We start from the raw sequence: 12724 nt of genomic DNA on the forward strand, positions 1-12724 counted from the left end.
CACAACGTCATGCTGGAACGCGCCGGGGTCGAACCGTAGACCCCCTGCCATCCCGTTCGAGATGGCTGTCTGCAGCAGGTTGATGCTGGCATTTATGTGCCTGTCGAGGTGCCAGCCACACTCACACACGAACTCCGTGCCCATTCGGGAATCTTGTATTCTCCCACATGCCGGGCACTTTCTGCTGCTGTATCGTGGATCGACTTTGACGACAGGGATACCCTTCCACTGGGCCTTGTACTCGATGATCTGATGCAGCTTCCTCCTCGGCCACAGGCCGAGGCGGCGATTCAGATCCTTCCCTCTTTTGTACCGGATTCCGGTCAGATCTTCTAAGACTACAGCTGACTTCTTGTCCTCGGCAAGTGAGAGCACGGCATCCGCAACCTGGTGGAGCCTGTACTCGATCCGATGGTGCTCTCTTGTGCCTTCCCTCCTACACAGGTTTCTAGCGGTGCGCCTGTCATGCGCCTTCTTCCTTTGCAACCTTCTCCGCCTGTCGTGATGCCGATGCTGAATGATGGCTACGTCAGGGAATTCGGCCTTGACCGTGACCGCTGCTTCAGAATGACTGTCTACGAACACGCCGTCCAGGCTGCGTTCGTTGGTGTCGAGAGAAAGGACGGATGCGGGGGTGTACGGTGCAGGGGCAACCTTCCTGAAGGCTATCATGACCCGATCTGAAAGAAGGGTCAGCGATCCGAGGGAGAGAGTAGAGTCATCCAGATACTTCCGATGATACTGGCTGACGATGAGATTCAATTTCACATGGCAGCCGGCTCTAATCGGAAGGTCTACGGTTCCGGACTCACGATCAAGTTTGTACGCCTGGTTCTCTGCCTTCATCATGAGGCGCCTGACATATGGAATCCTGCGCGCAACGCCTTTGCGAACGAGCCTGCGATGGTTCTTGAGGACGCTGCCAGCGACCTCGAACGCTGATACAAGATGCTGAGCATACATCCTCGGGTATTCATGGCGAAAGTCCTTGTACGCGATTCTATTCAAGGCGTTTCTCGAGGTTACTCTCGCCTGGAGACCGGCTCGAATCGCGTTGTTGACCGCCAATCTGAAGTCCTCGAGCAGGGACTTCACCTCCGATGGAAGACCCGTCTCAAGCCGGAATACGACCCCCTTGACCAGCATCTCATCCCTGACACTGGACGATGTACAAGCCTCTATTGACTACATGTAGCAATCGGGAGCCAGTTGCCACACTCTCTGAGCGCTTCACCACCCGGATGGGCACAGAACCGGCATAAACCAATAAATACAGAGAGTGTTGTTGTTCGGCGTACATGCCGGGGTGACAGAGCGGCCATGTGGCGGACTGCAGATCCGCAAACACGAGTTCGATTCTCGTCCCCGGCCCCACCGCGCCTTCTAGAACCGTTGTCCTGAAAGGTTTATACGGTTGATTCCGCTACCCTTGAAATAACGGCGTTAGCTAAGTACTGGCAAACGCGTACGTCGTTACCTCGGTGCATACGATGAAGACCCCCTGCGAATTAGTGGTCGGCAAGATCCTTCCATCTCTCAGAGCGTCGGTCGTGAAAGAGCTCTCCGGCAAGTACCATATGAAGCAGTCGGACATAGCGAAGAAGCTGGGCATCACTCAGGCCTCGGTGAGCCAGTACCTGAGCTCAGCCAGGGCTGGGAGCGCAAAGATGACGGAGACCTTCCCAAAAATCAAGATCTATGCGGATAGCATTGCCAAGAGGATTGTCAAGGGGGAGGACAGGTACGAGTGGTACGGTGTTCTATGCATTGCCTGCAAGGACATCAGGTCGGATGACGAGTTCTGCAGGATGCACAAGATCGCGTCGAACCTGAGCGGCTGTGACATCTGTAAGAAGAGCTGACAACAGGCAGGATTGCCCTTCGGTACGAAGGGCACCATGCTTTATGGTCAGATTGTCATTATTCTCGGCACAACGCCCATATATAACAGCGTTTATGTGGCCGGAGGAGGCACAAATATGGCAAGACCCAGAGTTCTGGACAACATACTCGAAACTGTTGGCAACACGCCCATGGTCAGGCTCAACAGGGTGGTACCTGAAGGGGCTGCGACCGTGTACGCGAAGCTCGAGTCCTTCAACCCGACATCTTCGGTGAAGGACCGTATAACGAAGGCGATGATCGAGGTGGGAGAGAGGAAGGGCAAGATCACGAAGGACACGACGATAATCGAGCCCACATCAGGCAACACGGGAATAGGGCTTGCGATGGTCTGTGCCGTGAAGGGCTACAAGTTGATCCTCACCATGCCCGAGACCATTAGCATCGAGCGGAGGAAACTACTGGCCGCGCTTGGGGCACAGCTCGTGCTCACACCCGGGCCTGATGGGATGAAGGGGGCGCTCAAGAAGGCTGAGGAGCTCGCGGCGTCAACGCCCAACTCGTTCGTCCCGCAGCAGTTTGAGAACAAAGCCAATCCATGGATCCACAGGAAGACGACCGCAAAGGAGATCATCAGGGCTGTTGACACCGTGGATGCCTTCGTAGCTGGAGTTGGCACTGGCGGAACAATTACCGGAGTCGGCCAGGTCCTGAAAAGGAAGTTCCCGAACGTCAAGATCGTCGCCGTCGAACCGGAGGACTCCCCGGTGCTCTCAGGCGGCAAGCCCGGCCCGCACAAAATCCAGGGAATCGGGGCCGGGTTCGTCCCGAGCGTGCTGGACACAACGGTCTATGACTCCATCATCAAGGTCCCGACGAAGGACGCGGTCGAGACGACAAAGGCATTGGCGAAGATGGAGGGATTGCTTATGGGCATCTCTTCAGGAGCTGCAGCGTTCGCCGCCCTCAAGGTCGCCAAGGAATTGGGCACTGGAAAGACGGTCGTGGTCGTGCTGCCAGATACTGGAGAAAGGTATTTGAGCACTGAGCTATTTGCAGAGAATCCATAATGTCGGTCGAAGAGAAGGACGATGTGGACATAGTGCTGGAGCGAGACCCTGCTCCGAAGAGCCGAGCGGAGGCTCTGCTCTTCAGCCAAGGACTGCACGCCATCAGGTTGCACAGGTCTGCCCACCGGTTGTACCTGAAGAAACGGTACAAGACCGCGCGCATGATCAACTACATTTCAAGATGGCTGACCGGTGCGGACATCCACCCGGGGGCCGTTATCGGCAAGAACTTCTTCATAGACCACGCCACAGGGGTCGTCATAGGTGAGACGGCCGAGATCGGAGACAATGTATCGATCTACCAGGGGGTGACCTTGGGAGGAGTGGCCACGGAGAAGAAGAAGCGCCATCCGACCATCGGCAACAATGTGGTCATAGGCGCTGGAGCGACCATCCTCGGGCCCGTTACCATCGGGGACAACGTGAGGGTAGGGGCAGGGTCAGTCGTCGTGAAATCCGTTCCTCCGAACTCGACGGTAGTAGGCGTACCTGCTAAGATGGTCCAGAGGACGGGAGTGACGACCATCGACCTGCACCATGAGGAGCTGCCCGACCCTGTCGTGAGCGCCTTCATCGACATGTGCCACAGCCTATCCGAGATGGAGTACAGGCTGGAGCAGATCGAGAACAAGCTCGGGATGAAGCACGAGAAGATCCCCGTGCCACAGGTGCCGGCGGTCAAGGTCCCGGAGCTGGCATGTCCAGTCGAGGAGAAGCATTAATAGCTCTCCCAACATTTGAGAGTTGAGAGCCCATGGCGCTGGTTTTATTCAACACGCTGTCTAGGACGAAGGAGCCGTTCGAATCGCTGCACAAAGGCAAGGTGGGCATGTACGTGTGCGGCGTGACGGTCTATGACCAGTCGCATCTAGGACATGCCAAGTCCGCCATCAACTTCGACGTCATCGTGCGGTATCTGAGGCACAAGGGGTACGATGTCAACCATGTGACGAACTTCACAGATGTGGACGACAAGATAATCAACCGCGCAGCGGAGCTCAGCATCGAACCACTGAAGCTGTCTCAGAACATGATCGACGAGTACTTCCATGACATGGATGCCCTCGAAATCAGGCGCGCGAGCGTGTACCCGAAGGCGAGCGAGACGATGCCCGAAATCATCGATATGGTCAAGGGGCTCGTCGACAAGGGCTACGCATACGAGTCAAACGGCTCCGTGTACTTCAGCGTCAAGAAGGCGAAGATCTACGGCAAGCTGTCAGGCCAGAGCCTGGAACAGATGCAGGCTGGTGCGAGGGTCGAACCCGCAGAGGACAAGCATGATCCGATGGATTTCGCACTCTGGAAGGCGGCTAAGCCCGGCGAGATCTCCTGGGACAGCCCCTGGGGCAAGGGCCGGCCAGGCTGGCACATCGAATGCTCGGCAATGTGCCTGAAGCACATCGGCAAGACCGTGGACATCCACGGCGGAGGCACGGAACTGGTGTTCCCTCATCATGAGAACGAGATACTCCAGTCAGAGGCTTTCAATGACGCCCAGTTCGTCCGGTTCTGGATGCACAACGGCCTGCTCACGATAGATGAGGAGAAGATGTCCAAGTCGCTGAAGAACTTCTTCTCGATCAAGGACATTCTGACGAGGTTCTCGCCTGAGGTTGTCCGATTCTTCATCCTGAACGCGAGCTACCGGCAGCCTCTGGACTACACCGAGAAGTCCTTGGAGGAGACTGACAAGGCCCTAGAGAGGCTCCAGAAGACCTACGATTCGATGGAGTCCGCGCTCAAGACCGCAGCCGGGAACGACGATGCGAAGGCGATCTGCGAGAAGGCATGGAAGCAGTTCGAGGAGCGCATGGACGACGATTTCTCAACGCGCGAGGCGGCGGCGGTGATGTACGAGCTCGCAAGGGAGGCGAACAGACTCCAGAGCGAGAGCAGGCTGAGCAAGAAGGGTGCAGAAAACATCCTCAAGGTTTTCGATGACTTCAACGACATCTTCGGGGTTCTCCGCAAGACGGAACCTGCGACGACTGAGGGCGATTCCAAGATCGACCTGCTCGTGAAGGCTAGGAACGATGCACGAAAGCGAAAGGACTTCTCCGAGGCCGACAGGATACGCAAGGAGCTGGCCGGGCTGGGCGTCGACACCCAGGACACCAAAGATGGTACTGTATGGAAGCGAAAGTAAGTCCCAATATCGCCAAGAAGAAGGCCGAGCTCCTGGCAGGGGGTCCCGTCAAAATCCCCCAGGATTTCAGACTGCCTTTCTTGCCCAGCAGATCCACGGCAGGGCCAGGGGCTGGTGCGGTCGGGGTCGTGTTCGCCTTCGGGAACACCCGAGCAAAGAAACCCATCTCGCGCGAGGTCGGCGAATTCGAATTGGTAGACCATGATGGGAAGCTCTCCATATTCAGGGGAGGCAAGAGATTCATTACCAACGTTGAGCTGGTCCCCACGCTCCTTCATGCCCCGTTCCAGGCATTTGTCAACATAGACCATGCGTGCGTCATGGGCTGCAAGTTCTGCGCATCCCCGAGATTGGGGCACGACATCACGAAGGACCTCACTGACGAGAAGATCGTCGCGATGGTGAGAGACGCATCCAAGAAGGAGGGCTTCGAGTCCGTGGCGTTCACGAGCGCTGTCCCGGAGTCGCCTGGGATGACCGTGAAGCGGATGGCCGGGCTCGTCAGGAAGGTCAGAGAGATGCTGCCAGAGGTTCCCATCGGGGTCGAACCCTATGCCACAAGGCCAGACGAGGTGGAGTCGTTGAAGGATTCTGGCGCTGATGAGATCAAGCTCAACATCGAGTCGTTCGATAGGGACATATTTGAGAAGATCTGCCCGAACAGGGACTTCGACACGATACTGCATGTCATCAACCATTCGTGCGAGGTCTTCGGATCGAACAGAGTGTGCTCGAACATCATCTTCGGGCTCGGCGAAACGGACGAGACCATCCTAGAAGGGACCAAGGTCCTGGCGAACATGGGAGCTGTTGCCACTCTCAGAGCTTTGAGAAGGAACGAGTACAACATCCTAGGGTTGGAGGAATGCCTTGGAACTTTGGTGCCAGTCACAGCCGACAGAATGCTGAATCTGGCCAAGGAGCAGAAGAAGATCCTGAAGAGCTATGGCCTGTCGCCGTTGAGGTTCAAGACGATGTGCCACAGTTGTCTATCGTGCGACCTCGTGCCGTTCTGGGACGTGTAGCGGTCATCTGTGAGCGAAGACGCATCTGATGATGGGGGAGACTTCCTCCACCCGGACAAACGCGAACCTCTCGAGCTGGACCAATTTGCCCTTAGCGGCAGCAAGCAGAGGCTCCGCCTTGCCCTTCTTTGCGGTCCCGTCGGTCATCAGGACTTCGGCATCGAAGGACGACAATGGAGCCCAGTGGGCGATCGGGACGCCCTCTTTCAGAACCCCCAGATCGTTGCCGATGTAGTGAGCCACACCGCCCTTGAACTCGATGTTGCCCAGGTCCTTCAATCTCAGCTTGCCGTCACCCTTAGGAACGTCGTCCCGGGAGACATAGACCGTTCGCTTAGGACCTATTCTGATCTCCCTTATCCCTCGCTCGGGGTGGTCAGGGTGAACAGGTGCCTTGCTGACAAGGTCAGGCGCTCCCTCGATCTTGACCTTCACAGGATCGCTGACGAAGAAGAACCTGTCCGCCGAGTCGTCGATGAGCTCCCGGTTGAACGAATACAGTGTCTTCCAGGAGAATTCGATGTCGACCTCCTTAATCCCAGTCTCGAGCCAGTATCTTCGCAATGATTCCGGCCTTATGCCTCTGCGCTTAAGGGCTCTCAACGTGCCAAGCTGAGGATCGTCCCAGCCAGAGTACAAGCCCTCCCTGATGCCATTGGCCATCTTGGATGTTGACAGCTGAGCGTCCTCGATGGACACGCGACCATAGTGGATGTACACGGGCTTCTTCCACCCGAAATAATCGTACAGGTACTGTTGCCTGAAGGTGTTGTTGAGGTGGTCCTTCCCCCTGAGGACATGAGTGAGATCGAGAAGATGGTCGTCAACTGCCACTGCCAGGTTCATGAGCGGATACACCCTGTATTTGGTACCTGTCCTCGGGTGCGGAGTGTCATCGATCCTGAGCCCGACGAAATCCCTGATTGCCGGGTTCGGATGCATGAGATCCGTCTTGACCATCAGCGACGCCTCCTCGGGTTTGTATGACCCGTCAAACAACAGGTCCCAACGCAGCATCTGCTCGGACAGAGGCTGCTCTCTGTGGGGACATGGCTTCTTGTGATTCTTGAGATCGCGCCAGGTCTCGGGCTTGCATGTGCACACGTACGCCTTGCCCATCTCGAGGAGGTTCTTCGCGATGTCGTAGTAGATCTCGAACCGCTCGCTCTGGATGATCGTCTTGTCGATCCTGACACCGAGCCATGCGAAGTCCTCTGGGATCGTGTCGTACCCGCTTGGGTCGATTCTCGCCGGGTCGGTGTCCTCGAACCTGTTGTAGCAGATGCCGCCATACCGCTTGACATATTCATCGTTGAGAATGGCCATCCTGCTGTGGCCGACGTGAAGCGGGCCAGACGGGTTCGGAGCCATCCTCATCCTGACCTCCCCGGTCACGCCCCTAAGGTCTGGCAGTCCCGTCTCCCTCTGTTTGGACTCCTTCACCAGGAGCTCCGGGGCCAGTTCCTCCAGCGCCTTCTTCTGAGCCTCGGCGGGCATCTTGTTGATCTCATCGACAACGGTCTTCGCCAGGGTCGTGAGCTCCTTCGCTCTTGGCCTGAGCTCGGTGTTCTCCGCCATGACCTTTCCGAGAACGGCGCCCACGGTCGCCTTGCCGTTGAATTGGACCGCGTTCTGAAGAGCGTATTTCCTGATGATTTGTCCTATGTCCACGACCGACTCGATTGGCGAGAACGTATAAAAGACTATGAGCCGAATTCGAGCGCCCCGCGGCCACGAAAGGATAGAAATAGCCAGTTGGTAATGCATCAGAAGGGTGTCTGATTGGCCGTCAGGGAGCTTCTGAACCAGTTCAACGAGACCGTTGTTGTCAAGGGACATGTCTCTAGGGAGCTTGAACTGACAAACACCCTGTTCAAGGAGAAGATGAAGCCTGTCCTCTTCGAGAACCTTGACGGATTCAGGGCAGTAGGTAACTTGTGGTCCACTAGGGAGAGGATCGCTCGGGCAATGGGCGTCTCACCTGAGGAGCTGACGAGGAAGATGATGCAGGCGATGGATTCTCCGTCACAGCCTCAAGAGATTGACAAGGCGCCTTTCGAGAAGAACATCCTTACGGACTTCGACCTTCGGGAATCGGCAATACCGAAATTCTACCCCACGGACGGTGGCCGATTCATAACGGCTGGCGTCGTCGTCGCCGAGCATGATGGGATCAGGAACTTGTCGTTCCACAGACTGATGATGATAGGCGAGAACAAGTTCGCGATCAGAGTGGTCCCAAGGCATCTTTTCGCGCTTCACAAGCGCGCGATGGCCAAGGGGGAGGACCTCAAGATCGCGGTCGCGGTCGGTCTCTGTCCTTCTATCATGCTTTCTGCCGCGATGAACCTGGAATTCGGCAAGGATGAACTCACGGTCGCCAATTCCTTGAGGCAGCTCTGTCTCAACGAGCCTGTCTGCGTCCGCAAGACAAGGAGCGGACTGCTCGTGCCGGCGTTTGCAGAATACATATTCGAGGGAAGGATGACGAAGGAGGTCCACGACGAAGGGCCGTTCGTGGACATCACGGGCACGGTGGACCCGGTTCGAAAGCAGCCGGTTGTGGAGATCGACAGGATCTACCACAGGGACGACCCTATCTTCCAGATCATCCTACCGGGAGTCAACGAGCACTATCTGATGATGGGCATGCCTCGCGAGCCTGTGATCCAGAGAGCCGTCGGGCTCGCGGTACCGGAGGTTCATGCTGTACGTCTGACCGAAGGAGGCTGCTGCTGGCTCCACGGAGTCGTCTCGATCACCAAGCAGAAAGAGGGCGATGGCGTTAATGCTATAATGGCGGCCATGGGAGCCCATCCATCGATGAAGATGGTCACGATCGTGGACAACGACATCGATATCTTCGACGACAGGGATGTCGAGTGGGCCGTGGCGACGCGGTTCCAGGGACACAAGGGGCTGGTCATGATAGAGAATGCGCGCGGGAGCAGCCTTGACCCAAGCGCTGATGAGACGACTACCAAGGTCGGCATAGACGCCACCAAACCGATCGGCGGCGAGGGATTCGACAGAGTCAAGCCGGTCTAACCCGGTCAAGGCAATGTACCGGACATGGGTCTGACCTGCCAGGCAGAAGCATCGCATCCAAGGGGCATGGTCATGAAGACTGGCCCCTTCCAGACGGGGGCTTGCAGTTAGGCGAAAAGAATTATATATGGTTCCGTCCTAAATCATCCAGAGGCTACCAAATGGTAACTGTCACGCCAAAGGCAACAGAGACGATCAAGGCCATAATAAAAGAGGCAAAGAAGAGCGACCCCATCAGAGTCTTCTTCGGTGGATACGGGTGCTCAGGTCCGGCATACATGATGGCCTTCGACAAGAAGAAGGAAGACGATGTGGAGATCAAGGTCGACGGGTTCAACCTGATCTATGAGAAGGAGCTCGAGCCAGAGCTGAAGGAAGCCGTCGTGGATTCAGTAGACACGCCTGAAGGACCTGGAGTCGTGGTCCGTGTGAAGTCGAGCAGCGCAGGTTCTTGCAGCTCGTGCGCAGGCTGTCACTAGATTCGGCTCCCTGAGAGAAAAGCTTCATACTCTAGGTCCGTTCTCAATGGCTCGTGTTCGTTGAGCACGAGCTCATAACACCCTCTTCAGTAGAGCAGAGGGACTATCAGACCAATATCGCAGCCTCGGCCCTGAAAGAGTCCACGCTGGTCGTGCTCCCCACTGGCATGGGCAAGACGATAGTCGCGTTGATCGTGATTGCGGAGACCTTGCTGAAGAAGAGAGGCAAGATACTCTTCATGGCCCCTACCAAGCCGCTAGTCGAGCAGCACTCGAGATTCCTGAAAGAGCACCTCCTCAAGTTCGAACCTTCGATGTTCACTGGCGAGGTCCATCCGAGAGAGAGGAAGGACATCTGGAAGGAGAGCCGGCTCGTGGTGTCAACCCCGCAGGTCATAGAGAACGACCTGGATGAGGGTAGAATTGGCCTTGACGGCGTCGACCTGATCGTCTTCGACGAAGCACACAGGGCGGCCGGCGACTACGCCTATGTCTCCACAGGAAAGAGATACTCAGGCCTTGCCCTTGGGATGACTGCATCTCCAGGGTCCGATGTCTCCAAGATAGCCGAGGTGTGCGAAAACCTGGGCATCACGAATGTCGAGATCAGATCGGAGCTGGATGAGGATGTTGTCAAGTACACGCAGGATGTCAGCACCGAGTACATCGCTGTCAACGTCCAGGAAGGCATGTCCAGTGTCGTCCATCTGCTCAAACAGATCTTCGACGAGCAGCTGGCGAAGCTAAGGGGATGGGGATTCATAGACCCTAAGAAGCCCGCGACCACCAGGGATTTGCTCGAGGCTGGGAATGTGATCCGGGCCCGGCTCAACTCAGGGAGGAAATCGTTTCAGGTGTTCCGGGCCGCGAGCACGCAGGCGCTGGCTATGAAGATCAACCACGCTGTAGAGCTCGCTGAGACCCAGGGGAAGGGGGCCCTGGAAAACTACTTCGCCAAGATATTGAAGGAGGGCGGGGAAAAGGGCGGTTCGAAAGCTTCCAGGGATCTGGTGAAGGACGCCAGGTTCCAGCAGGCCCGCACTCTGCTATACGGCATGGAGAGGGACCATCCCAAGCTGGAGAAGATCGTTCCCATACTCAAGCAGCAGTTTCTGGCAAACCCCGAGTCCAGAGTCATCGTGTTCACCCACTACAGGGACATGTGCGACCAAATGACACAGACGCTCGAGAAGATCGAGGGGTTCAGGCCCGTTAGGTTTGTCGGCCAAGCGAGCAAAGGAGAGGACACTGGGCTCAACCAGAAGGAGCAGAAGGAGATCATCGAGAAGTTCCAAAGCGGAGAGTTCAACATCCTCGTATCCACGTCCATAGCCGAGGAGGGTCTGGACATACCCTCGACGGACCTTGTCGTCTTCTACGAACCAGTCCCGTCTGAGATAAGGACGATCCAACGTCGTGGAAGGACCGGCAGAAGACGCGCAGGGAAGGTGGTGGTTCTTGTCACTCGAGCCACTAGGGACGAGGCGTACGTCTGGTCCAGCAGGAGGAAGGAAATGCAGATGCGCCGAGAACTCGAGGCCCTGAGGAGAAAGCTGAGGGCGAAACGAGGACTCCCTGATTTGCCGTCTGCGCAGAGACCCGCGCTGACAAAGGTCGAGCTCACCGAAATGATGACCGTCGGACCCGAGACGGCAAAGGAGGAGCTGGCCAGGAAGACTTCGGAGAAGAAGGGTCAGAGATCCCTAGGAGTATACGACAAAGGTACGGAGGCTGATGGACCTCAGCTTGTCGTCTCTCCGAGGGTCGATGATGCAGGCCTCTCGAAGGCGCTCAAGGACCTGGGGTTCGAAACGGACGTGAAGGATCTGGAGAGCGCGGACATCATCGTCTCCAAGAGGGTTGCAGTCGCTTTCCGTACGGTGGACCAGTTCATCGAAGGCATCTCGGACGGCTCCATCATGGCAACGCTGGCCAAACTGAAACACGAATACCTTCACCCGATCCTGATCGTACAAGGAGAACCTGAGGGAGAAGGCAACCAGGCGAGCAATTCGGCAGTCTACGACGCGCTAAGCGCACTTCTTTCAGAGTATCACATGCCTGTGCTGCCGACAGGGGATGCGGACGAGACGGCCTCAGCGATCCAATCGCTCTTCAGGCAAGAGAGCGCGAGACAGTCCAAGGAGAAGAAGGGCGTGCAGACGACACTCAATGTCGCCAGCAGACAGATGTTCCTGGTTCAAGGGCTTCCGAATGTATCCGCCACGCTCGCCCAGAGGCTGCTCGAGAAGTTCGGCAGCGTCAAGGGCATCGCCGACGCAAACGTCGAAGAGCTTATGAAAGTGGATGGCATCGGTAGGGTCATCGCTGATGGAATACATACAGTGCTGAGGAAGAAATTCGGCGAGGAGGAAGGATAGAGATGTCCATGAACAAGTGTCCGTTGTGCGAGAGTGCGTGCATCATCAAGATCGTTGCCACCGAGGATGCGAAATGGTGTGAGGTGGACGTCTGCAAGATGTGCGGCACGATGTATCCGCGCGGCAGGAATGTCGTCCAGGTCAAGGAGAAGAAGAGGTCGAAGGCAAAGGCCAAACCGAAGGCGACCAAGAAGAAGCCCACGAAGAGGAAGTGAGCCAGAGGCCAATAATCCGCCGCTCAGAGGTTTTCCAGCAGCGGAGATAGTTTTATGAACCCCATGCCCATACGAGTGAAACTGAGAACCATGGAGTTCAAGCTGCTCGAGAAGAAGAAGGACAGCATTAAGGTCGAGATCGTCGACCCCGATGAGACTCTCATCTACCCGCTCATCCATGAGCTGCTCCAGGATAAAAACGTGGCCGATGCAAGGTACACGACAGGCCACCCGCAGCTCGACAAGCCCGTCCTGGTCGTGGAGGTCAAGGAAGGCAAGCCACAGGCCGCCCTCAAGAAGGCCGCAAAGTCCCTCACGAACCAGTTCCAAGAAGCCCGCCAGCTGGTTGAAAAGCAGCTTGGCTGAACGTGTGCGGTTCTGTAAATCATCGGGTGGTGGCCGTTGGGACCACCCCTCGATGTCACTCGCTCCATTCGGCTCCGGCCGTACGCCCCTGTAAGGGGCGCAGAGGACCATCATCACGTCATGCTGGAGCGCGCCAGGGCTGAACCGTA

The 12724-nt window shown here is 56.7% G+C and carries 12 protein-coding genes and 1 tRNA gene; 11 read left to right on the forward strand and 2 right to left on the reverse strand.

Annotated features, from left to right (window positions below):
• On the reverse strand, nucleotides 1-1146 hold a 1146-nt coding region (locus tag KJ653_01485), incomplete at its 3' end, for a transposase (GenBank protein MBU0684509.1).
• Nucleotides 1147-1300: 154 nt separating this feature from the next.
• Between KJ653_01485 and KJ653_01490 the strand changes: the two genes are divergently transcribed.
• The 6 genes from KJ653_01490 to KJ653_01515 all read left to right on the forward strand — a co-directional run bounded on the left by KJ653_01490 (nucleotide 1301) and on the right by KJ653_01515 (nucleotide 6086).
• Nucleotides 1301-1374: transfer RNA gene (locus KJ653_01490), tRNA-Cys, on the forward strand.
• A 116-nt stretch (nucleotides 1375-1490) separates the two neighbouring features.
• Nucleotides 1491-1862, forward strand: a complete 372-nt coding sequence (locus tag KJ653_01495; protein ID MBU0684510.1) for a hypothetical protein — start codon at nucleotides 1491-1493, stop codon at nucleotides 1860-1862.
• Between the two features lie 117 nt (nucleotides 1863-1979).
• A complete protein-coding gene (cysK, locus tag KJ653_01500) occupies nucleotides 1980-2912 on the forward strand; it encodes a cysteine synthase A (protein MBU0684511.1) in 933 nt (310 codons plus the stop codon).
• On the forward strand, nucleotides 2912-3634 hold the full coding sequence (gene cysE / locus KJ653_01505) for a serine O-acetyltransferase (GenBank protein MBU0684512.1): 723 nt from the start codon (nucleotides 2912-2914) through the stop codon (nucleotides 3632-3634). The genes cysK and cysE overlap by 1 nt, the downstream gene beginning before the upstream one ends.
• Nucleotides 3635-3666: 32 nt before the next feature.
• Complete coding sequence (gene cysS / locus KJ653_01510; protein ID MBU0684513.1) at nucleotides 3667-5061, forward strand: cysteine--tRNA ligase; 1395 nt, start codon at nucleotides 3667-3669, stop codon at nucleotides 5059-5061.
• Nucleotides 5046-6086 carry a radical SAM protein gene (locus KJ653_01515; GenBank protein MBU0684514.1) on the forward strand — a complete coding sequence of 347 codons (1041 nt, stop codon included), beginning with the start codon at nucleotides 5046-5048 and terminating at the stop codon, nucleotides 6084-6086. Before cysS ends, KJ653_01515 begins: the two co-directional genes overlap by 16 nt.
• 3 nt (nucleotides 6087-6089) lie before the next feature.
• On the opposite strand, the gene KJ653_01520 is transcribed toward KJ653_01515, so the two are convergent.
• Nucleotides 6090-7853, reverse strand: a complete 1764-nt coding sequence (locus KJ653_01520) for a glutamate--tRNA ligase (GenBank protein MBU0684515.1) — start codon at nucleotides 7851-7853, stop codon at nucleotides 6090-6092.
• A gap of 15 nt (nucleotides 7854-7868) precedes the next feature.
• On the opposite strand from KJ653_01520, the gene KJ653_01525 reads away from it, so the two are divergent.
• From KJ653_01525 to KJ653_01545, 5 genes are all read left to right on the forward strand, one after another.
• Nucleotides 7869-9134, forward strand: coding sequence for a UbiD family decarboxylase (locus KJ653_01525; protein ID MBU0684516.1), 1266 nt, complete (start codon nucleotides 7869-7871; stop codon nucleotides 9132-9134).
• A gap of 161 nt (nucleotides 9135-9295) precedes the next feature.
• Nucleotides 9296-9613 (forward strand): iron-sulfur cluster assembly accessory protein, encoded by a 318-nt coding sequence (locus KJ653_01530; GenBank protein ID MBU0684517.1) that lies wholly within the window; start codon nucleotides 9296-9298, stop codon nucleotides 9611-9613.
• A gap of 53 nt (nucleotides 9614-9666) precedes the next feature.
• Complete coding sequence (locus KJ653_01535; protein MBU0684518.1) at nucleotides 9667-11994, forward strand: DEAD/DEAH box helicase; 2328 nt, start codon at nucleotides 9667-9669, stop codon at nucleotides 11992-11994.
• A gap of 2 nt (nucleotides 11995-11996) precedes the next feature.
• Nucleotides 11997-12209 (forward strand): hypothetical protein, encoded by a 213-nt coding sequence (locus tag KJ653_01540; protein MBU0684519.1) that lies wholly within the window; start codon nucleotides 11997-11999, stop codon nucleotides 12207-12209.
• A gap of 63 nt (nucleotides 12210-12272) precedes the next feature.
• Nucleotides 12273-12575 carry a DNA-directed RNA polymerase subunit L gene (locus tag KJ653_01545; GenBank protein ID MBU0684520.1) on the forward strand — a complete coding sequence of 101 codons (303 nt, stop codon included), beginning with the start codon at nucleotides 12273-12275 and terminating at the stop codon, nucleotides 12573-12575.
• Nucleotides 12576-12724 lie beyond the last annotated feature (149 nt).

It is taken from the genome of Candidatus Thermoplasmatota archaeon, from assembly GCA_018814355.1.
In the GTDB taxonomy this organism is placed as follows: domain Archaea; phylum Thermoplasmatota; class Thermoplasmata; order UBA10834; family UBA10834; genus COMBO-56-21.

What these genes read in the sequence shown, in the direction of transcription:
- KJ653_01495 (MBU0684510.1), top strand. Translation starts at nt 1,491, where the DNA reads ATGAAGACCCCCTGCGAATTAGTGGTCGGCAAGATCCTTCCATCTCTC.
- cysK (MBU0684511.1), top strand. Translation starts at nt 1,980, where the DNA reads ATGGCAAGACCCAGAGTTCTGGACAACATACTCGAAACTGTTGGCAAC.
- cysE (MBU0684512.1), top strand. Translation starts at nt 2,912, where the DNA reads ATGTCGGTCGAAGAGAAGGACGATGTGGACATAGTGCTGGAGCGAGAC.
- cysS (MBU0684513.1), top strand. Translation starts at nt 3,667, where the DNA reads ATGGCGCTGGTTTTATTCAACACGCTGTCTAGGACGAAGGAGCCGTTC.
- KJ653_01515 (MBU0684514.1), top strand. Translation starts at nt 5,046, where the DNA reads ATGGAAGCGAAAGTAAGTCCCAATATCGCCAAGAAGAAGGCCGAGCTC.
- KJ653_01520 (MBU0684515.1), bottom strand. Translation starts at nt 7,853, where the DNA reads ATGCATTACCAACTGGCTATTTCTATCCTTTCGTGGCCGCGGGGCGCT.
- KJ653_01530 (MBU0684517.1), top strand. Translation starts at nt 9,296, where the DNA reads ATGGTAACTGTCACGCCAAAGGCAACAGAGACGATCAAGGCCATAATA.
- KJ653_01540 (MBU0684519.1), top strand. Translation starts at nt 11,997, where the DNA reads ATGTCCATGAACAAGTGTCCGTTGTGCGAGAGTGCGTGCATCATCAAG.
- KJ653_01545 (MBU0684520.1), top strand. Translation starts at nt 12,273, where the DNA reads ATGCCCATACGAGTGAAACTGAGAACCATGGAGTTCAAGCTGCTCGAG.